Annotated in this window: 20 protein-coding genes; 9 read left to right on the top strand and 11 right to left on the bottom strand. The window is 51.0% G+C overall.

The features are described from left to right. Nucleotides 1-39: 39 nt before the first annotated feature. Nucleotides 40-1,341 (bottom strand): two-component system sensor histidine kinase RstB, encoded by a 1,302-nt coding sequence (rstB, locus tag LA337_12110; GenBank protein ID UBI13956.1) that lies wholly within the window; start codon nucleotides 1,339-1,341, stop codon nucleotides 40-42. A 65-nt stretch (nucleotides 1,342-1,406) separates the two neighbouring features. Here rstB and LA337_12105 point away from each other — a divergent pair, with 65 nt between their 5' ends. Then, entirely contained in the window at nucleotides 1,407-1,748 is a 342-nt protein-coding gene (locus LA337_12105) for a DUF1294 domain-containing protein (GenBank protein ID UBI13955.1), read from the top strand. A 29-nt stretch (nucleotides 1,749-1,777) separates the two neighbouring features. Here LA337_12105 and LA337_12100 read toward each other — a convergent pair whose 3' ends face one another. After that, the gene (locus LA337_12100; protein ID UBI13954.1) at nucleotides 1,778-2,569 is read right to left on the bottom strand and encodes an MBL fold metallo-hydrolase; all 792 of its coding nucleotides are present in this window, start codon (nucleotides 2,567-2,569) and stop codon (nucleotides 1,778-1,780) included. A gap of 191 nt (nucleotides 2,570-2,760) precedes the next feature. Between LA337_12100 and LA337_12095 the strand changes: the two genes are divergently transcribed. Continuing rightward, on the top strand, nucleotides 2,761-3,603 hold the full coding sequence (locus tag LA337_12095) for an APH(6) family putative aminoglycoside O-phosphotransferase (GenBank protein ID UBI13953.1): 843 nt from the start codon (nucleotides 2,761-2,763) through the stop codon (nucleotides 3,601-3,603). Nucleotides 3,604-3,723: 120 nt separating this feature from the next. After that, on the top strand, nucleotides 3,724-4,752 hold the full coding sequence (locus LA337_12090; protein ID UBI13952.1) for a HoxN/HupN/NixA family nickel/cobalt transporter: 1,029 nt from the start codon (nucleotides 3,724-3,726) through the stop codon (nucleotides 4,750-4,752). A gap of 54 nt (nucleotides 4,753-4,806) precedes the next feature. Here the strand turns inward: LA337_12090 and LA337_12085 are convergent, their stop codons facing one another. Continuing rightward, entirely contained in the window at nucleotides 4,807-6,147 is a 1,341-nt protein-coding gene (locus tag LA337_12085; protein ID UBI13951.1) for an L-cystine transporter, read from the bottom strand. A gap of 246 nt (nucleotides 6,148-6,393) precedes the next feature. Continuing rightward, complete coding sequence (gene rstA, locus LA337_12080) at nucleotides 6,394-7,137, bottom strand: two-component system response regulator RstA (GenBank protein ID UBI13950.1); 744 nt, start codon at nucleotides 7,135-7,137, stop codon at nucleotides 6,394-6,396. A 117-nt stretch (nucleotides 7,138-7,254) separates the two neighbouring features. On the opposite strand from rstA, the gene LA337_12075 reads away from it, so the two are divergent. Further along, nucleotides 7,255-7,590, top strand: coding sequence for a GlpM family protein (locus tag LA337_12075; protein UBI13949.1), 336 nt, complete (start codon nucleotides 7,255-7,257; stop codon nucleotides 7,588-7,590). On the opposite strand, the gene folM is transcribed toward LA337_12075, so the two are convergent. The 3 genes from folM to ydgH all read right to left on the bottom strand — a co-directional run bounded on the left by folM (nucleotide 7,587) and on the right by ydgH (nucleotide 10,917). Beyond that, the gene (gene folM / locus LA337_12070; GenBank protein ID UBI13948.1) at nucleotides 7,587-8,309 is read right to left on the bottom strand and encodes a dihydromonapterin reductase; all 723 of its coding nucleotides are present in this window, start codon (nucleotides 8,307-8,309) and stop codon (nucleotides 7,587-7,589) included. The genes LA337_12075 and folM overlap by 4 nt on opposite strands. Before the next feature lie 36 nt (nucleotides 8,310-8,345). Continuing rightward, complete coding sequence (locus LA337_12065) at nucleotides 8,346-9,728, bottom strand: amino acid permease (GenBank protein UBI13947.1); 1,383 nt, start codon at nucleotides 9,726-9,728, stop codon at nucleotides 8,346-8,348. 244 nt (nucleotides 9,729-9,972) lie between these two features. Next, the gene (ydgH, locus tag LA337_12060) at nucleotides 9,973-10,917 is read right to left on the bottom strand and encodes a DUF1471 family protein YdgH (protein ID UBI13946.1); all 945 of its coding nucleotides are present in this window, start codon (nucleotides 10,915-10,917) and stop codon (nucleotides 9,973-9,975) included. Nucleotides 10,918-11,442: 525 nt separating this feature from the next. Between ydgH and pntA the strand changes: the two genes are divergently transcribed. The 3 genes from pntA (at nucleotide 11,443) to LA337_12045 (ending at nucleotide 15,728) form a co-directional block, all read left to right on the top strand. Beyond that, nucleotides 11,443-12,972 (top strand): Re/Si-specific NAD(P)(+) transhydrogenase subunit alpha, encoded by a 1,530-nt coding sequence (gene pntA / locus LA337_12055; GenBank protein ID UBI13945.1) that lies wholly within the window; start codon nucleotides 11,443-11,445, stop codon nucleotides 12,970-12,972. A gap of 10 nt (nucleotides 12,973-12,982) precedes the next feature. Next, nucleotides 12,983-14,371, top strand: coding sequence for a Re/Si-specific NAD(P)(+) transhydrogenase subunit beta (pntB, locus tag LA337_12050; GenBank protein ID UBI13944.1), 1,389 nt, complete (start codon nucleotides 12,983-12,985; stop codon nucleotides 14,369-14,371). 160 nt (nucleotides 14,372-14,531) lie between these two features. Next, complete coding sequence (locus LA337_12045) at nucleotides 14,532-15,728, top strand: multidrug effflux MFS transporter (GenBank protein ID UBI13943.1); 1,197 nt, start codon at nucleotides 14,532-14,534, stop codon at nucleotides 15,726-15,728. Nucleotides 15,729-15,758: 30 nt separating this feature from the next. On the opposite strand, the gene LA337_12040 is transcribed toward LA337_12045, so the two are convergent. Then, a complete protein-coding gene (locus tag LA337_12040) occupies nucleotides 15,759-16,793 on the bottom strand; it encodes an AI-2E family transporter (GenBank protein ID UBI13942.1) in 1,035 nt (344 codons plus the stop codon). A gap of 417 nt (nucleotides 16,794-17,210) precedes the next feature. On the opposite strand from LA337_12040, the gene mdtJ reads away from it, so the two are divergent. Then, nucleotides 17,211-17,576 carry a multidrug/spermidine efflux SMR transporter subunit MdtJ gene (mdtJ, locus tag LA337_12035; GenBank protein ID UBI18451.1) on the top strand — a complete coding sequence of 122 codons (366 nt, stop codon included), beginning with the start codon at nucleotides 17,211-17,213 and terminating at the stop codon, nucleotides 17,574-17,576. Then, entirely contained in the window at nucleotides 17,563-17,892 is a 330-nt protein-coding gene (mdtI, locus tag LA337_12030) for a multidrug/spermidine efflux SMR transporter subunit MdtI (protein ID UBI13941.1), read from the top strand. The genes mdtJ and mdtI overlap by 14 nt, the downstream gene beginning before the upstream one ends. Nucleotides 17,893-17,926: 34 nt before the next feature. On the opposite strand, the gene LA337_12025 is transcribed toward mdtI, so the two are convergent. The 3 genes from LA337_12025 to LA337_12015 form a co-directional block, all read right to left on the bottom strand. Beyond that, nucleotides 17,927-18,748 carry a serine protease gene (locus LA337_12025; GenBank protein ID UBI18361.1) on the bottom strand — a complete coding sequence of 274 codons (822 nt, stop codon included), beginning with the start codon at nucleotides 18,746-18,748 and terminating at the stop codon, nucleotides 17,927-17,929. Between the two features lie 270 nt (nucleotides 18,749-19,018). Further along, complete coding sequence (gene asr, locus LA337_12020; protein UBI18450.1) at nucleotides 19,019-19,414, bottom strand: acid resistance repetitive basic protein Asr; 396 nt, start codon at nucleotides 19,412-19,414, stop codon at nucleotides 19,019-19,021. Between the two features lie 137 nt (nucleotides 19,415-19,551). Continuing rightward, nucleotides 19,552-21,039, bottom strand: coding sequence for a carboxypeptidase M32 (locus tag LA337_12015; protein UBI18360.1), 1,488 nt, complete (start codon nucleotides 21,037-21,039; stop codon nucleotides 19,552-19,554). Nucleotides 21,040-21,052: the final 13 nt, after the last annotated feature.

The raw sequence follows: 21,052 nt of genomic DNA, 5'->3' as shown, positions 1-21,052 counted from the left end.
TAGCATAACATCTGCCACCTGACCACCGAGCAATGTGGGTCAGGCAGCTGAAAATTCAGGAATGTTATGCCATACGGGCCAACTGAACGTAAAACGGGCGCCGCCGAGTTCACCTTCATCACAGACGACCGTACCGCCCATTGCCAAAGCAATTGAGTGGACGATGGCTAACCCAAGTCCGCAACCACCGGTCGCCCGGTCGCGGCTGGGGTCAAGGCGAACAAACGGTTCAAAAATCTGTTCACGAGCATCGGGTGCAATACCGGGACCATCGTCTTCCACAACCAGCATCGCCTGACTGCCGTGCAATAACAGGCTCGCTTGCACCGTAGACTGGCAATAACGCAGGGCGTTATTCAGTAGATTATCCAGTACACGCTCCATCAGGCGCATATCCAGTGCACCGTAGTCGCCACTCTTGAGATGACGTAAACGTACTGCACGCTGGGGATTCACGCTTTGCACATCCTCCAGATGGGTTGTCAGCCAAACAGGGAGGTCCGGTACGCTGAGCTTTAGTTCATTTTGCGGACGGTCCAGCCGGGCGTAGGTCAGTAACTCTTCGATCAACGACTCCAGTTGGCCGATATCACGATTCAGTGCCTGAGATTCCTGCAGGGTGAGGTTATCACTCATTTCCAGCCGATAACGTAAGCGAACCAGTGGGGTACGAAGTTCATGGGCAATACCATCGATAAGCTGTTTCTTACTGGCGATAAGCGCGTTGATGTTGTCCGCCATCTGGTTAAACGCCACCCCCAGCCGCTCAAAGCTGGAACCGCTATCAAAATGGAGGCGTTCGCTCAGATGTCCCTCCCCAAAGCGTTGTGCAGCGGCTTCCAGTCGGAGCATTTCCTGCCAGTGTGGGCGCATCCAGATCAGTACCGGGAAGGCCAGCGAGATGGCAATGAACGCCATCAGCGCGACGTCCAGCAAGCGCATTTGATGGAGAAAATAGAGATAGGGGACCGGGCCGACGGCCAGTACATAATGGCTGCGGGGGATCCGTTGAATAAACGTGTACTGATCGTCAAGCGCAACGATATCGCCTTCGCGCAAACGCTGCATGGTAGGCGCGTCCAGCGTGTACTTATTCAGCGGTTCAACGCGCAGGTCAAAAGAGAGGTTTAAATCCATCTCCTTCAGCGTTTTCCCCCAGTCGCGTGGTGGGATCTCGCGCAGCTCACTGCGCATCAGGTACAACGAGCTTTTCATTAAATCGTCGAGCGACTGCCTGCCCGCGCGTTCTGCGGTGAATTTATATACCAGGCCGACCAACAGGGTCATCACCAGAAAGCAGACAAACAGCAGGAGATAAAACTGCACAAACAGCTTCTTCATATAAAATCACCGAATACACAATATAATGCCTACTGATACTCTCAAAATTGCTGTGATATAAAAATATGAATTTCAATCGCTGTTGTTATTTGCTACTCATTTTCGCGGCGACAGGCTGCATTTTCACCTCGTATCCCCTGATTATATGGTTTTTGATCGCCAACATACTGACGTTGGCGATGTACGGCGCGGACAAAATGGCGGCGCGCAGGGCCTGGCGGCGGGTGCCGGAATCCACCTTGCTGTTGTTTGGCGTTGTGGGTGGTTGGCCTGGCGCGATAGCGGGTCAACAAATCTTTCGCCATAAAACACAAAAACAGCCATTCAAAACCTACTTCATTATCAGTGTGATAGTGAATGTATCTGTCATTGGAGCAGTCTATCATTTCTATCCCATATCATCCTGATGAGCGCCAATGACAGACAAACGGTCTGCTTATTTGAGACAGGAAACATACTTTTCACCTGAACGCTGCACGATTTCATCGGCATTTTGCGTGATGTCTTTTCCTTCAAACGCGCCGTAAAGCTGTTTAAATCTCACCGTGCTCAGGCGGTGGGTAATGTCGCTGACCGTTGCGGCCGGCAACGGAAGCATATTGGGATAACTCCACATAAAGGAGACGGCATGCGCGCCAGGAGTAACCTGAACGATATCGCCGGAAAGCACCACGCCTTCATCTCGAGCCCAGTGCAATACGCAGCCGCCAGCAAAGTGTCCGCCCAGACGTATCACACTAACGTCTCGTGTCAGTTCCAGGGTATCGCCATCCCAAAATCTAATCCACGGGCTGTTGCGCATTACCCACTTGCGGTCATTGGCATGAAGGTAAATCGGAGCGTTAAATTCTTCAGCCCAGTCCTGCATGGTGGTGTAGTAATGTGGATGCGATATCGCGATGGCCTTAAGCCCGCCCAGGGATGTTAGTAGCATTTTTGTTGCATCGTCGAGCGTGGCAATGCAGTCCCATAAAATATTGCCTTCCGGGGTACGCAGAATAAACGCCCGTTGATCAATTGCAAAATCGGGAACGGTGCGGATACTGAAGAGAGCGCTATCATGTTGCCGCCACTTATTTGTGTGCGAAGCACAAAGGGCGGCAAAATCGACCCATTCCTGCCCGGTTGCGGGGACATACTGACGTTCATCTTGGCAGATATCGCAATGTTCGGGATAGGCGTCAGCAACGTCATAGGATGTTCCACAGGTTTTGCATATCGTGATCATCGGGCCTTCCTCATTGAAAAAAACACAGTCAGCATGGCACACCAATACGCAAGGGTGTGCTCGTTAGTGCTCTACCAGGTAAACCAATGATGTTGACAGTGGGGGGTGTGGCTCAACCAAAAGAAAACAGGAATAATGCTGAACCGGCATTTTTCGGTGGTTATCATCCGGCGAAAAAAAGAGGATATTGTTTGGAAAAGAGTCTGTTCAACACCTGGCTCAACCGTTGGGGACTGACTCCTGATGGCGAACCCTTTGAGACGCACACATCACAGCTTTTGCCCGTGGTGGCTATCAAAGAGGGTCAGAAAGCCATACTTAAACTCACCGACGATGACAGTGAACGGAGCGGCTGCGAACTCATGGTCTGGTGGAACGGGAATGGCGCAGCGAAAGTGCTTGCTCATGCAACAGGGGCGATCCTGTTGGAACGTGCGACAGGGACGGGGTCTTTAGCGGACATGTCCTGGACTGGTAACGATGCGCAGGCGTGTCGCATTATTTGCCATGCATCCAGTCGACTTCATCTTCCCCGGAATGCGTCAACGCCTGAGTTAACACCGCTGCATCATTGGTTTCGCGATCTCGCTCCTGCAGCGAAAAAGTATGGCGGTATCCTGACGCGTTGCACAGAGGTGGCAGACGTGCTGCTCTCATCTCCCCTGAATGAAGTTGTATTACATGGCGACCTACACCACGGCAATATTCTGGATTTCGGAGCGAAAGGATGGCTGGCTATCGATCCTAAAGGGCTGGTGGGCGAACGTGGCTTTGATTATGCCAATATTTTTACCAACCCTGATCTTGCCGACCCCTCCAGACCTGTCGCCATTGAGCCAGAAAGATTCACCCAACGGGTCAACATCGTGTCTGAAACCGCCCGCATTGAACGGCAACGTTTGCTGATGTGGATTATTGCCTGGTGTGGGTTGTCGTCTGCCTGGTTCTTGCAAGAAGGGGACTGCGCCTCTGTACCCCAGCGCATCGCGGAGTTAGCGATGGCGGAGCTCGCTTCAGGTGGTAATCAACTTTGATCTACGACACTGGGCTGGTAATTCTTAAGAGTTATCATTAGCCGGGTAAACGTTTTATTAATCAATCAGTGAATGGCGGTGTGGAGTGTTGTTTAGCGCAAATTTGACAGGGTGGAAACAATGAAGGCATTGTTTTCATTATTAAAAAAACGCCCGAACATTCTTTTGTTGATGGTCTTACTCATCGGGGCAAACATCGTAGCGTGGCTGTGGGCTTTCAGCGCGTTTAGCAACAACACGTCGTTACTGGCGCTGAGTCTGATCGCGTGGTGCTATGGTTTGCGCCATGCCGTTGATGCCGATCATATCGCCGCGATAGATAGCGCTACGCGCAAACTCATGCAGCAGAAAAAACGCGCCCTGACGACGGGAGCCTGGTTTTCCCTCGGCCACTCCACCATCGTGGTGCTGGCCAGCATTGGCATTGCGTTGACCACCAGCGCGTTTAAGCAACACATGGCATGGTTTCAGAATATCGGCGGCCTGATTGGGACCACGGTTTCTGCCGTGTTTTTGCTGATTCTGGCTACTCTTAATCTCATTATTTTCTGCCATGTCTGGAAGGCCTTTCGCCATCTAAAGCGCACCGGAACTTACGATGGCACCACGGAAGACATTACGGTTTCAGGTCCACTGAGCTGGCTTTTCCGCTCGGCGTTTCGGTTGGTAGGCAAAGACTGGCATATGTATTTTGTCGGTTTTCTGTTTGGTCTGGGTTTTGATACCGCCACTGAAATTTCTCTGTTGGGAATTTCCGCTTCAAGCGCGTCCAGTGGTATGTCGTTATGGTCCATTCTCGTGTTCCCTGCGTTGTTTACCTGCGGTATGGCGTTAATTGATTGTCTCGACAGTATTCTGATGGTTGAGGCCTACGGATGGGCATTCAATAAGCCGCAACGTAAGCTCTATTACAATATGACCATTACCGGGACTTCGGTGATTGTCGCGCTATTTATTGGTGGACTGGAGGCGTTGGGGCTTCTCTCTGACGCGTTTTCGCTCCAGGGTGGTTTGTGGGATACCGTCAGCGATTTAAGTGACCATATGGGGAATGTCGGATTTGCGATTATTGGCGTCTTTATCGGCTGCTGGATTATCTCCGCAGTAAACTATCGTTGGAGAAAATACGACGGACTGACGTTTAGTTGACGCAAAATAAAGCCTTCCGTGAACAGGAAGGCTTGTTTCTTACTAGAGGACAGGCTAATTCGCATTCACGCGTTGTGGTTCTTCAGCACTCTTTTTCAGGATCCTGTTAGCCAACACGCCCGACATCATCGAACCGTTCACGTTTAATGCCGTTCTGGCCATATCAACGACAGGCTCGATGGCAATGAAAATTCCGACCAGTGCAACCGGGAAGTTCAGCGTTGAAAGGACGATCAGCGCAGCAAATGTTCCGCCGCCGCCTACGCCCGCAACCCCGATAGAGCCGAGCGCAATTGCAGGCAGCATGGCGAGCAAAAAATGCACCGATAATGGATCAATTCCAATTGTTGGCGCAATCATCGCTACCATAATGGCCGGATAGATCCCGGCGCAGCCGTTTTGACCCATGCTGGAGCCAAATGAGGCCGCGATATTGGCAATGGTGTTTTGCACGCCAAACTTTTCCTGTGCGGAAATAGCCAGTGGAATAGATGCCGCACTACTGCGGGAAACAAATGCAAAGGTTAATACTGGCCAGACAGTTTTAAAATAGTGAACGGGATTATTGCCACTCAGCACCAGGATTAGCGCGTGGACGATAAACATCATCAGAATCGCAATGTAACAAGCGCCAATAAAGCCTAACAGACTGGCAAATTGTTCGAAGCGATACGCAGAAAATACGCCTGCCATTAATGCCATCACGCCATAAGGGGTGAGGGCAATAACGATGCGCACCATCTTCATCACCCAGAACTGGATGGCATTAATGCCTGCGCTTAACTTTTCACCTTCTTGCGGAGCATCTTGTTTGACTTTTAATAATGCCACGCCGGCAAGTAGGGTGAAGATAACAATGCCAATGACGGAAACGCTTCTGGCTCCAGTGAGATCGAGGAAGATATTCGTAGGGATTAGAGATGTAACCAGTTTAGGCAGTGAAATGGCAGCCGTTTTGCTCACATCGTCAGCCGTCAGCGTGGACTGCATATGAACAAATGCGCTGGCGTCCAGACCTAATACATGTGCAGTCAGCAACCCAACAAACCCGGCAATCATCACCAGACAGAGCATGCACCCGACGATGGTTAACGACATTTTCCCAATGCCAGCGCTATTTTCGAGTTTGTTAATAGCTGAGAGTATAGAAATGAAAATCAGCGGAACCGCGACCAGCTTCAGTAAATTTACATAGCCGTTGCCGATAATATTATACCAATCGATAACCGTTTTACTGTCGTCAGCAGCAATAAGATGCAGGGATAAGCCGATAACAGCACCCAAAAATATAGCGATGAAGACACTTTTTGACAGGGAGTGACTTTTTTGGTTGATTCTGAAAATTGCCCATGAACAAACCAAAAAGAATGCGATATACGCAAGCGTAACGAACATATTGTAGCCTCTTGCCTCATTCAGCACCTGAAATGCCGGAAAGAGTTTTGTTATTGCGAAATAAACCTATGAACCATAAGGGTTCAGGACCGCCACGGATTATAGGGAGGGGGGAGACCAACAGCCACACAAAAAATGTGGAACGTATCCGGATGGCGTTTGTATGCCTGTTCTGTAGACAATTTTACGTGACGGTGTAACGTATTGTGAGTAATCCAGCCGATCAATGAGATCGGCCCAGTGGCATTACTTCTGCGGCTCGTCGTCCCAGGCGTGGGGTGCAAAGAGATAACCTTTGTTGCGCACTGTTTTAATTCGATAAGGTTCAGTCGCGTTATCGAGCAGCTTTTTGCGTAACCGGGAAATCGCGACATCGACGCTGCGGTCCATGCCGTCATAACTTACGCCACGCAGGTTCTTCAGCAACGCATCGCGGTCCATAATCTGCCCTGCATGGGTTGCCAGCTCCCACAGTAATTCAAAATCAGCGGTGGAAAGAGAGACTTGCTCGCCGCCGAGTAGAACGGAGCGGTTGGTGGGGTCGATAGTGAGTGTGCCAAAGCGCAGCGTTGTGTGTGGAGTGATCGTTGCCGCCTGAATGCCTTTAGACTGGGTTGAATGTTCACTCTGGCGCAGATGCAGGCGCAGACGAGCCAGCAGCACTGCGGGTGGCGTTGTCTTCAGGATATAGTCACAGGCACCCATTTCCAGCGCCAGAATATGGTTCATGTCGCTGTCCAGCGAGGTGAGCAGGACAATCGGGCCCTGCCAGCGTCCACGTAAATCGCGGCAGATAGTCATCCCGTCTTTGCCCGGCAGCATGATATCCAATAACACCAGGTCGGGTTGAACTTGCAGGATTTTCTCCTCGGCCAGATCACCACGAGGTTCAAGGATAACCTCAATATCATGCCGGGCAAGGTAGGCCGCAATCAGTGAGCCAACTTCGGGATCATCTTCAACAAATACGATGGTGTTCATATCATTCATTTTGAATATAAAACGCCAACATACACCGCCCTGGTTTTTCCTTCCATTAATCTTTTCTAAACAAGAACGCTTCCGTTATGCTAGAGGCTGATGTTATTGATGTGTTAAGGCAGGGTGATGGGACTCGTTATAAAAGCGGCGCTCGGTGCGCTGGTGGTGGTGTTGATTGGTTTGCTGGCGAAAACAAAGAACTACTATATTGCCGGATTAATTCCGTTGTTCCCGACCTTTGCGTTGATTGCCCATTATATCGTGGCCAGTGAACGTGGGATCGAGGCGTTACGTACAACCATTGTCTTCAGCATGTGGTCGATTATTCCTTATTTTGTCTACCTCGTTTCGCTGTGGTATTTCACCGGATTTATGCGCTTACCCGTTGCGCTCGGCAGTTCAGTAGTATGCTGGGGCCTGAGCGCGTGGTTGCTGATTTTTTGTTGGATTAAACTGCACTAACGTAGATGACGCCCACCATCCAGGGCAAAACTACGTCCGGTGACAAAACAGCTAGTTAACAGATAGTCAATTAGATCAATGACCTCTTTTTCACCCGGTGCTGTTTTCATCAGTGATTTGTTCAATGCCTGCTGACGATATTCTGCATCGTCACCCTCGTTAAACAGGATTAACGAGGGGGCAATCGCGTTGACTTTCACTTCCGGCGCCAGTTTGCGGGCGAACGAGCGGGTCATATTGTCCAGCGCCGCTTTGCTGGCAGCATAAGCAATGTGCTTATCGCTGCCTCGCTCCACCACGTAATCTGTAAAATGGATAATATCGCTGGCAGCGTGTCCGTGACCGCGCAACAATCCTTCCAGTGCGTGGTTGAGCAGGTAGGGGGTATTGACGTGAATTTGCATCATGGCTGACAGCACTTCGGTCAGCGGAGTACCGGGCTTTTCTGCAAGCCAGGCACTGGCATTATGCACAATGCCGCGCAGGCCATCTGTATGTGTTTTAACTTCATCAGCAAAAGCCAGCACGCCTTCATCGCTGGAAAAATCAGCCTGGATACACAGCGCACCGGCATCTCGCAGGCCGTCAATGGCCGGATAATGCGTGCGGTAGCTGACGATAACCGGCTGTTTTTGATTTATAAAATGCCATGCGACGGCGAGGCCGATACGTCGACCTCCTCCGGTGATAAGAATTGGCAAAGGGTTTTTTTTACCCATCGTAATCTCCATGTGTCGCGAACGATGGGGACAATGTTACCCCATCAACATCCAGGTCGCCGGAACAGCAGCAACAAGCAGCAGGCCGATCAGCGCCATCTCCTGACGTTTTAATACATTTTCATGCGCGTGCGTTTTACGGGCATAAAGGAAAACCAGCAGTCCTGGCGCATACAGCACCACGGACAGCAGCAGGTGCATCGGACCTGAGGCATACAATAACCATATGCCATAAATACTCGCTCCGATACCAACAGCCTTATGAATTGGACGGGTGGCAATTTTCAGTAGAAAGGCGCCGACCAGCAAATAGGGCACCAGAATCATCTCTGAGGCGATGGTCAATAACGTATTGTAGTCCGAACCGGTGAGCCAGATCAGCACCAGGCAGATCTGAACGCAGATGTTGGTCAGCCAAAGAGATGCTGACGGCGCGCCTTGCGCGTTCTGGCGCGCAAAAATGCGTGGAAACGCTTTGTGCGTCGAGGCGAGGAACGGTACTTCCGCCGCCATAATGGTCCAGCTTAAATAGGCACCGCACACTGAGACAATCAGGCCTGCGGCAATAATAATTTCACCCCATGGCCCCATCATTTCCACCATCAGGCCTGCCATTGACGGGTTGCGGATCTCCGCCAGTTCGGGACGCGCGACAACGCCCAGAGACAGCAGGGTAACCAGCAGGTAGACGCCCAGCGCGGCGAGTACCGCCAGCAGGGTAGCGCGTCCAACATCGCGTTTATTTCTGGCACGGGCAGAAACCACCACCGCGCCCTCCACACCGATGAAAACCCATAGGGTGATGAGCATGGTATTTTTAACCTGCTCCCAGACGGGAACGCCCAATGCAACGCCAGTAAAATCGAGGGTAAAGGTGTCGAGCTTAAACAGCATGAACGCCAGGACGATAAACAGGCCAAGCGGCAATAATTTTGCCAGCGTCGCGGCCAGGTTAATACTGGCAGCCGTTTGCACACCACGCAGTACCAGAAAATGGACTACCCACAACAGCACCGATGCGCCAACAATCGACTGCCAGGTATTACCGTCGCCAAACAGACGTAACTCTGGTGTATCGGTGAAGAAGCTGAACGCAGAGAAAACGATCACCAGATACGAAACGTTAGCGATAACAGCACACAGCCAGTACCCCCATGCGGAGCAGAAGCCAATCAGCTCACCGAAACCTTCACGTGCATAGGTAAAGATGCCGCCATCGAGTTCAGGACGGATACGCGTCAGGATCAGCATGGCAAAGGCGAGCAAAAGGATACCTGCACCGGTAATCGCCCAACCAATCAGTAATGCAGCCGGGCTCGCTACCGCCGCCATATTTTGTGGCAGGCTGAAAACGCCAGCGCCGAGCATTGAGCTTAAAACCAGCGCGGTGAGTGCGCTCAGACCCAATTTCTTTTCCATTTGTATCCAGTGACAAAAACGAGAGTGAGAGAATAATTATTTTGGCAAACCGCATAAAAATGGTGAAAGCCACTAAGGCGCGGGATTTTACGGAGAGAAGAGAACGCATGCAATGGGGATAGAGAGATTTGTGACTAATAGTGTGAAAAGTTGTCTTAATACTGCTGTTTTTGTTTTACCGGAAGACTGGGGGGCGGGAAATTATCAGGCCTACAGGGTTGTAGACCTGATAAGGCATTGGGTATTACTTATACAGGTCAGCGCTGATGGTCATGTTATTACCACGTTCAGACCACTGGCGGGTGATGTGATAGTACTTAGCGCCTTTCTTCGCTGCGCGTTTAGCTACCTGGTAAGAGATTTCGGTCATGTTGCCATAGTTACCGGTGAACTTGATGCTGTCGAATGGCACCATCATCGCGGCAGTTGCTTTGTTCAGTTCTTCAACTTTGGTTCCATCCGGAAGCGTGACAGTGTAACGTCCGCCTTTGGTGGATTGCGTTTCGAAGAAACGACCAACTTCAGCGCTCGGAGACGCGGTAGTCGCAACACCTGGGATCTCAACTTTCTTCGCGGCTTCGCCACCTGCAGCTAATGCGGCACGACCGGCATCGGAATCTGCTGGGATCGCATCAGGGCTTTGTACTACGCGTTTTTTCGCATCAGCTTTATAGATGAATGCAGTAATACGCTGGTTGCCACCCTGGTTAGCATCGACCTGGCGCACGATATAGAAGGAGTAGGCGCCTTTCTCTTTCGCTGCTTTGGTGATGGCATCGTTCACTTCAGGCTGGCTGCGGTAGAAACCCTGCACCGTAACGGTATCGAATGGTTCTAACAGAACGGCCTGATCTTTCGGTAATTCCATAACGCCGTTAATGACACGGTTTTTGGATGCTTCCGCTTTTTCAGCGTCGGCTTTATAGATGTCGGCTACAACGCGCCAGTTACCGCCGCTGCCAAAATCTGAGGTATCAACAACATAAAAGGAGGCTGCACCGTCTTTATCTGCACGGCGTGATACGGCGGTCACCGCATCACCGATAGCATTAAAACGACCGGTAACCACAATGCGGTCATAGGGTTTCAGTGCAGCCGCTTGCTCCGGCGTCAATTCTGTCGCTGCATTTACAGAAAAAGCAGTCGCAGAAATAAGTGCGGACGCCAGGAGAGTGTTCTTAAGCTTCATAAAAATAATCCTTCGCCTTGCGCAAACCAGGTACTGGTATTGTTATTGACTAGAAACGTCGCTGATTATTGCATTTAAATTGTGTCAGTGTCTGCGTCAATTTTCACTCATCGTGCCACCTGACGTAACAACATCGATAACATTTTGTGATATGTCGAAAATTTCGGCGTTTGGCGAGCAAAACTGATAAAGCAGTTGAATTTCATAAGTTAATTTAATGTTAATTAATTGTTTTTGGCAGGCACGTAATCATGTTTTGCCGCTTCGCTTGAGCGAATTATCGGCCTTTGTGGGCTATTTTTAGGGCATTTTATCTGCCTGCCGTTCGATTCATCTCTATTTTGCGAATTTCATAATAAATACTGTTTTTTGGCGCTAGATCACAAGCGTCATTTTCAGTAGGTTATACAGAGTTTGTTACTGTTTTATTTTATTGAGGTAACACTGACCTCTTTCGAGAGTGCGCGCATGCCTCGTGCGAACATTGATAAACCATCATCATAAATACAGATGGAAGGGAACATTATGCGAATTGGCATACCAAGAGAACGGTTAACCAATGAAACCCGCGTAGCAGCCACGCCGAAAACGGTTGAGCAGCTGCTTAAGTTGGGTTTCAGCGTCGCGGTTGAAAGCGGCGCAGGTCAACTGGCGAGTTTTGACGATAAGGCGTTTGTTCAGGCAGGCGCAGAAATTGTTGACGGAAATACCGTCTGGCAGTCAGAGATTATCCTGAAGGTCAACGCACCGGAAGAGACGGAAATTTCGTTACTCAATCCGGGCACAACGCTGGTGAGTTTTCTTTGGCCCGCGCAAAACCCTGAGCTGTTGCAAAAGCTTGCTGAGCGCAACGTGACGGTGATGGCGATGGACTCCGTGCCGCGTATTTCGCGCGCGCAGTCGCTGGATGCCTTAAGCTCGATGGCGAATATCGCCGGGTATCGCGCTATTGTTGAAGCTGCACATGAATTTGGTCGTTTCTTTACCGGCCAGATTACCGCCGCGGGCAAGGTTCCACCGGCCAAGGTGATGGTAATCGGTGCAGGTGTTGCAGGTCTGGCGGCTATTGGTGCGGCAAACAGCCTGGGCGCTATCGTTCGTGCTTTTGACACCCGTCCGGAAGTGAAAGAACAAGTTCAGAGTATGGGCGCTGAGTTCCTTGAACTGGACTTCAAAGAAGAGGCGGGCAGCGGCGACGGTTACGCTAAGGTAATGTCCGAGGCGTTCATCAAAGCCGAAATGGAACTCTTCGCTGCACAGGCGAAAGATGTCGACATTATCGTTACCACCGCGCTGATCCCGGGCAAACCTGCTCCGAAACTGATCACCCGTGAAATGGTTGATTCGATGAAGGCTGGCAGCGTGATTGTCGATCTCGCCGCGCAAAACGGCGGTAACTGCGAATACACGGTCCCTAACCAGGTAACCACCACCGAAAACGGGGTGAAGGTTATTGGTTATACCGATCTGCCAGGCCGTCTGCCGACGCAATCTTCCCAACTGTACGGCACGAACCTCGTCAACCTGCTCAAACTGTTGTGCAAAGAGAAGGACGGCAATATCACCGTCGATTTTGACGACGTGGTAGTACGTGGTGTCACGGTGGTACGCGAGGGTGAAATCACCTGGCCTGCGCCGCCTATCCAGGTATCTGCTCAGCCGCAGGCTGCGCCGAAAGCCGCGCCAGCGCCGAAAGAAGAGAAAAAGCCAGTCTCACCGTGGCGCAAATATGCGGTGATGGCGCTGGTGGTCATTTTGTTTGGCTGGCTCGCCGACGTTGCGCCGAAAGAGTTTCTTGGCCACTTTACGGTGTTCGCGCTGTCCTGCGTGGTGGGTTACTACGTGGTCTGGAATGTGTCGCACGCGCTGCATACTCCGTTGATGTCCGTGACCAACGCCATCTCCGGGATCATCGTTGTCGGGGCGTTATTGCAAATTGGCCAGGGTGGCTGGGTGAGTTTCCTGAGCTTTATCGCGGTGCTTATTGCCAGCATTAATATTTTCGGTGGCTTCACCGTGACTCAGCGCATGCTGAAAATGTTCCGGAAAAACTAAGGGGTAACATATGTCTGGAGGATTAGTTACAGCTGCATACATTGTTGCCGCGATCCTGTTTATTTTCAGCCTGGCGGGGCTTTCGAAACACGAAACCTCTCAGCAGGGTAACAACTACGGTATCGCCGGGATGGCGATTGCGCTGATTGCAACGATTTTTGGCCCGGATACCGGCAACGTTGCGTGGATCCTGGTGGCGATGATCATCGGCGGCGCGATTGGTATTCGTCTGGCGAAGAAAGTTGAGATGACCGAGATGCCGGAGCTGGTGGCAATTCTGCACAGCTTCGTCGGTCTGGCTGCAGTTCTGGTGGGTTTCAACAGCTACCTGTATCACGACACGGGCCTGGAACCGATTCTGGTGAACATTCACCTGACGGAAGTGTTCCTGGGTATCTTCATCGGTGCGGTGACCTTTACCGGTTCCGTGGTGGCGTTTGGCAAATTGCGCGGCAAGATCTCCTCTAAACCGCTGATGTTGCCGAATCGTCATAAAATGAACCTGGCGGCGCTGGTTGTTTCTTTCCTGTTGCTGGTGGTGTTTGTTCGTACCGAAAGCGTGGGCCTGCAGGTCCTGGCGCTGCTGGTGATGACCATTATTGCTCTGGCTTTTGGCTGGCATCTGGTGGCGTCTATCGGCGGTGCGGATATGCCAGTCGTCGTTTCAATGCTCAACTCCTATTCAGGATGGGCGGCAGCGGCGGCGGGCTTTATGCTGAGCAACGATCTGCTGATCGTTACCGGTGCGCTGGTCGGTTCTTCTGGTGCGATCCTGTCTTACATCATGTGTAAGGCGATGAACCGTTCATTTTTCAGCGTTATTGCAGGTGGCTTTGGTTCTGACGGTTCTTCTACCGGGTCTGATGAAGAAGTCGGTGAACATCGTGAGATTACTGCGGAAGACACGGCAGAAATGCTGAAGAACTCGCACTCCGTGATAATCACCCCGGGCTATGGCATGGCAGTGGCACAGGCGCAGTACCCGGTAGCGGAAATTACCGAGAAACTGCGCGCGCGCGGCATCAAAGTGCGCTTCGGTATTCACCCGGTAGCAGGGCGCTTGCCAGGTCATATGAACGTATTGTTGGCGGAAGCCAAAGTACCTTATGACATCGTGCTGGAAATGGATGAGATCAACGATGATTTCGCCGATACCGATACCGTGCTGGTGATTGGCGCCAACGATACGGTAAACCCGGCGGCGCAGGACGATCCACACAGCCCAATCGCCGGAATGCCGGTGCTGGAAGTATGGAAAGCGCAGAACGTTATTGTGTTCAAACGTTCGATGAACACCGGCTATGCTGGTGTGCAGAACCCGCTGTTCTTTAAAGAAAACACCCATATGCTGTTTGGCGACGCCAAAGCCAGCGTGGATGCAATCCTGAAAGCGCTGTAATCGTTAGCGAAAACCAAGACGGCCTCTGCGGAGGCCGTTTTTATTAATATGCCGTTATTGATGATTGCAGTTCATAAACCCATGCGGTTTTAGCTGTCTAATCACCATAATACGTCGTGTATATACTGCTGCCTGACTTTTTAGAACATGACAGGACGCTATGCGTACACGTGAACATGCTTCGCCGGTAGTTTCCGCAAGCCAGACCGGGCTTACTTTTATTCTGATCCTCAGCGGCCTGATGGCCTTTACCTCGCTTTCCACCGACATTTATCTTCCGGCAATGCCGACCATGGCCGAGGATTTACAGGGCAATGTGGAACTGACCGTCACCGGTTTTTTGATAGGTTTTGCCATTGCACAGTTGATTTGGGGGCCGATAAGCGATCATCTGGGAAGGCGTAAACCGCTGTTTATTGGCATGGTGTTTTTTATCATCGGCTCTGCAGGATGCGCGATGTCTACGAGTATCACGCAAATTGTATTCTGGCGGGTTTTTCAGGCCCTTGGTGCCTGTACCGGACCTATGCTGGCGCGGGCGATGATCCGCGATCTGTTTGCGCGCACTCGCGCGGCGCAAATGCTTTCAACTCTGGTGCTGGTAATGGCGATTGCGCCAATAGCGGGACCGTTGATTGGCGGACAAATAATTCGCCTGAGTACCTGGCACTCTGTTTTTTGGCTACTGGTGGTGATCGGCGCGCTGATGTTTATCTCTTTGAACTGGTTGCCGGAAACATTCCCGGAAGAGAAACGGGTGAAAGCCTCTTTGGCTGGCGCATTTCGTCATTACCGGTCGTTATTAGCCAATGGCCATTTTATGCGCTACACCCTGAGTCTGACGTGTTATTACGTTGCAGCGTACGCGTTTATTACTGGTTCGCCGTTTGTTTATATTAGCTATTACCATGTTGACCCACAGCATTACGGCTGGCTGTTTGCGCTCAATATTGTCGGGGTCATGGCCATGAGCGTGGTAAACCGTCGTCTGGTGCAACGCCACGCTCTGGAACAACTACTAAAGTATGCGACGATGTTGGCGGCGCTGGCCGCAGTGGCGCTTGCGCTGCTGGTTAAACTGGAGTCAGGTGGCGTTGTTGCCATTATCGTCACCGTTTTTTTGTTTTTCTCGATGAATGGCATCATCGCTGCGACTTCAACCGCTGCCGCGCTGGATGCGGTACCGAACATTGCCGGTTCAGCCTCGGCGCTGATTGGTGCGTTACAATACGGTAGTGGCATTATCTCGTCGTTGTTGCTAACCGCCTTCAGCGACGGAACGCCATGGACAATGGCATGGATAATTGCGTTATTTACCTTGTTAAGCGCCATACTGGCGCTGCGCGCAAAACGATAAACAGATGCCCCGCGATGTCGGGGCAATCGTTCATTCTTTGTTGAGATCGCTGAGCAACACGGCAATGCTTTGACCGCCGTTGGTTTGTTCGAGAGCGATTTTCACGATGATGGTCAGCGGTACAGAAAGCAGCATCCCGACTGGCCCCAACAACCAGCCCCAGAAGATCAACGACAGAAACACCACCAGTGTAGATAACCCAAGCCCACGCCCCATGATCCGCGGTTCGAGGATATTTCCAAACACCAAATTAATGACCAGATAACCCGCCAATACGACCAGGGCATCGTAAAGGCCGCTAAATACCAGCACCTGAGCAATAGGCGGAATGGCTGCCAGCACCGAACCGATATTAGGAATATAGTTGAGAGCAAAGGCCAGCAATCCCCAGACAAAGGCGAAACGCACGTCGAGTGCTGAGAGCATGCCCCAGGCTACCAGCCCGGTCACAATGCTGATCGCCGTTTTTAGCACCAGATAGTGGGATACACTGTCGATAGCGCGTTGAATCGCCGCCATTCCCTCAATGGGACGACTCATCATTTGCTTGAGCTTGTTGGGTAGCTGCGGAACTTCCAGCAGCATAAACACTACCGTCAGCAGCAGCAAAAATATTGACGACATGGCATTAGACAGCTGCGTCAGTAAATTGGTCACCAGCGTCATTGCCGCGTTCGGATCGATATATTTGACGAGTTCGTCCACGGAAACGCCGATCCCTGCGCGCTGTAGCCACGGTTCGAGATTTTTAAGCGGGATAACCAGGGAAGAACGATACTGTGGCAGCGTACGCGCAAGCTCATTTAAGGATGTACCTAAATACGCTAACAGCAGCACCATTAGCATCACAATAATAACGATGAGCAATGACACCGCGAATACGCGCGGTATGCGAAGTTTGACCATCCGCTGCACCACGGGGTTTAGCACAACGGCAATAAATAACGCCAAAATAAAGGGGACGATGATATCTGCGGCAAAGCGGATGCCGCTCAGGATGATAACCAGCATGCCCAGCATAATGACTATTTTTAGGCCGTTAAGCGTGATGATCGGTTTCGCCATAGGTATTCCTGCGTTTTTCATTTTTGAATCTGAATAATAGTGTGATTTGCGTCGAGCCGTTATAACAAAAATCAAACGGGGCAGGTAAAGAAGTGAAAAGACTTTGAGTTCGTCTTGCAGCTATGATACAAATCATCTGTGTTTAACTACCGAGGACAATTATCATCCGCGATGATGAGAAGCAACACTGCGGATAATTGTAATATTATGGACAATATGTTCAGGATGTTTTTGCGTTTACCTACACTTCTTCGTACCTCCTCCACTTTCTTGCTTGCGGGTGAGCAACACTGGCGCAACGCGCTTTAGTCCCTTCTTCTGCCTGAGCTGGCGCTGTGCGCTGAGCTAACTAATTTTATTTTTTTGGTTTACTGCATGCAGTAGGCCCAAAGGACTATATTCTCAAGCAGGAGAAGCATCATGTTTTACTGGATATTATTAGGTCTGGCCATCGCGGCTGAAATTACTGGTACGCTGTCAATGAAATGGGCAAGCGTCGGTCATGGTAATTCGGGCTTTATTTTAATGCTGGTAATGATCGCCTTATCGTATATTTTTCTCAGTTTTGCCGTTAAAAAAATTGCCCTTGGTGTGGCCTATGCCTTGTGGGAAGGTATCGGTATTTTATTTATTACGCTATTTAGTGTGCTGTTATTTGATGAAACCTTGTCCACAATGAAGGTGGCAGGTCTGGTCTCGCTGGTGTTAGGTATTGTACTGATTAAATCAGGTACACGAAAACCGACAAAAGCGGGTAGAGAGGTGACCCATGCAGCAGTTTGAGTGGGTTCACGGCGCATGGCTTGGTATGGCCATCGTGCTGGAAATTGTCGCTAACGTCTTTCTGAAGTTTTCTGATGGATTTCGCCGCAAGATTTATGGCGTATTGTCGCTGGCTGCCGTGCTCGCGGCCTTTAGCGCGTTGTCGCAGGCGGTAAAAGGTATCGACCTTTCAGTAGCCTACGCCCTGTGGGGCGGATTCGGGATTGCCGCGACGTTAGCGGCAGGCTGGGTGTTGTTTGGTCAACGCCTGAATAATAAAGGCTGGATCGGCGTGGCGTTGTTGCTTGCCGGGATGATAATGATAAAACTTGCCTGATATCCGTGCTGCCCGTTAATGCGGGCAGCATGTGTTATTCCTTCGCCAACTCTTCCAGCTTATCGCGAAAACCGGTTACGGATATAGCGCGATTATCGGCCCGCCAGCGATCTTTCGCCGCCGGAGCAGAGCTTTGTACTCCAATCAACTGCCAGCCTGAATCAGTCTTCAACATCAATGGTGAACCGCTGTCGCCCGGGAGCGTGTCGCACTGGTGTGACAGAACGGTATTTTGCGCCCAGCCGGTCACTACGCAATCCTGATGCGTGTATAAGTCGTCAAGATGATCTTCCGGATAGCCCGACTGCGTAACTTTACGATCTGCGGTTTTCAGCGCTGCGGTTAATGCTGCTTTATCACCTTCAAATAATGGCAGCGGTGTGATCCCAGAAGGTGGGTAACGCAGCACCACCAGACCAAAATCCCACGGGGCCGCGGAAGGCGGTACTATCCAGCCATCACCATCGGCTTTTAAACGTTTTCCGAGCGAAGGATCAACCCGGCCTTCGATTCCATGAATTTCATAGCGCCAGACACCCTTTTTCGACACGAAGCGTAACACCACGGCTTTATCCGGCTTGCCTTTCGGCGGGGTGAGTAAGCAGTGTCCGGCCGTCAGTGCCAGACGTGGTGAAATGAGCGTGGCGGTACACAAGTTACCACTGGCGGTTTCCAGTTGCCCGATAGCGTCCCACGGAGATTGCGTTGGGTCGGTCACCTTGGTGCGATCGTCATGACCAAAAAATAACGTTTTTATGTTTTCTGCTTCAGCGCTGGCTGTTGCAGGCTGGTCCGCATGCGCAACGACAGGAAGTAAACAAATTGAACCCAGTAACACAGCAATGGTTTTATGCATATCACACTCTGGTGGGGAATTATGATTTTTAACAGCAAACCCTCAGTTAATACTATAGACGGGACGGCGGGAAAGTGGGAGTAAAATCAGATAACTACACTCAGGAAAGATAAAAATGCATGGCAATGAAGGCGCAAATTATTAAGGTAATAAGAATGAACTCAAAGCGGTAATGTGACACCATTTTACCCTCCGAAAGGCGGCGCTAAATCAGATCGATTTAGCGCCGTATGCTATGGCGTGGGGGACGCCATAGTGACTACAAATGTGTTATGCAGCAGGTTGAGCTGCTGGTTTAGCGGTGTCGTGTTTTACTGCTTTTTTGGTGTGTTTTTTAGCGGCCTGAGCTTTTTGCTCTGGTGCTTTTTGTTCTGCTACTGGTTTGGTTGCTGCTTTTTTGGTGTGTTTTTTAGCGGCCTGAGCTTTCTGCTCTGGTGCTTTTTGTTCTACAGCCGGTTTTGTGGTGGATTTTTTAGCGTGTTTCTTGGCAGCCTGAGCTTTCTGCGGCGCTGCTTTGTGCTGTTTTTTATGATGCGTGGTTTTTGCCGGCGCAGCTTTAGTGGTTGCAGCAGCAGCCGGAGCGGTTGTAGCAGTTGTTTCAGCAGCAAATGCAGCAGAAGACAGACCCATAGCAGCGGCAACAACCAGAGCTAATACTTTTTTCATTCTCATACCCTCGATTTGGTTTTTCATTCAACCCCACTGCGGGGCCGTTGAAATAACTATATCGCTGTAATCACAGGGCTTCCGTGAGTCATTGGTATCGACGTGTAACGATATGTACAATGACTCACGGTATGAGATTACAAATAGCGGGCTTCCAGGTGGGCGCGGAAATAACGGCTGCTAAGCGGCTCTCCGGTGGCCTGGGTAATAAGTTGTTCAGTGGTGAAACGGCTGCCATGCTGCCAGATGTTCTGACGTAACCAGTCAAACAGGGGACCAAACTCACCTTGCGCAATAGACTGATTCAAGTCAGGCAGTGCGCGGTTTGCGGCACTGAACAACTGCGCCGCATACATGGCGCCCAAGGTATAGGAAGGGAAGTAGCCAAAGCCGCCGTCGGTCCAGTGAATATCCTGCATACAACCGTTACGATAGTTTCCGATCGTTGACAGCCCCAGCCAGGCCTGCATTTTCTCATTCCACAATGCCGGGATATCATCCACTTCAATATCGCCATTGATGAGCGCGCGTTCGATTTCATAACGCAGGATCACGTGAGCGGGATAGCTCACCTCGTCGGCATCAACACGAATAAACCCGGGTTTAACCTGCTGGTTCCAGGCGATGAAATTGCTTTCTTCAAATGCAGCCTGATCGCCAAAGTGGCGCGTTACAGCAGGAATTAACCGTGTCAGAAAGGCTTTACTGCGTCCCAGTTGCATCTCGAAGAACAGACTCTGGGACTCATGAATGGCGGTTGAACGTGCCAGAGCGATAGGTTGCCCTAACCAGTTACGTGGCAAATTTTGCTCATAGCGGGCATGACCGGTTTCATGAATCACGCCAAACAGTGCGCTGAGCAATTCATTTTCATCATAGCGAGTGGTAATACGAACGTCTTCAGGCACGCCGCCACAGAAGGGGTGTGCGCTGATATCCAGTCGGCCAGCCGTAAAGTCAAATCCCAACTGCGCCATCGTTTCAAGCCCCAACTCTCGCTGGATAGCGGTTGGGAAGGGGCCAACCGGGGGGATGAGCGACTGCTGAGACTGTTTTGCCACCACCTTGTTTAGCAGATCGGGCAGCCAGCTTTTTACATCTGCAAACAGGACATCCAGTTGGGCGCTGGTCATTCCGGGCTCAAAGATGTCCAGTAGCGCGTCATAAGGCGAACAGCCTTTTGCGTCTGCGCGAAGTCGGGCTTCTTCGCGGCTGTACTGCACGACTTCTTTCAGGTTTTCGGCAAATCCTTCCCAGTCATTCGCGGGTCGCTGACTACGCCAGGCATGCTCGCAGCGGCTTCCCGCAAGAGATTTTGCTTCTACCAACGATTCGGGCAATAGGGATGCCTGATGATGTAGCCGCGACATTTCGCGAAGGTTCGCTTGCTCAACATCGTTGAGATCTTCCTGTTGCGCTGCGGCGATCCACGTTGCCACCTTCGGGTCGGTTAACAGCTGATGCTCAAGCACGCTCAGCTCGGCAAGCGCTTCGCCGCGAGCTTTGCTGCCGCCTGATGGCATCATGGTAAACATGTCCCAACTGGCTATTGCCGAGAGGTGGGAGAAGCGAGAGAGCCGCAGGAACGTGCGGGTGAGCTGATGGTAATTATCATTGTTACTCATTTTTTGTTCTCGT

It is taken from the genome of Citrobacter europaeus (assembly GCA_020099315.1).
In the GTDB taxonomy this organism is placed as follows: Bacteria; Pseudomonadota; Gammaproteobacteria; order Enterobacterales; family Enterobacteriaceae; genus Citrobacter; species Citrobacter europaeus.
This window is presented reverse-complemented; position numbering and strand designations above follow the sequence as displayed.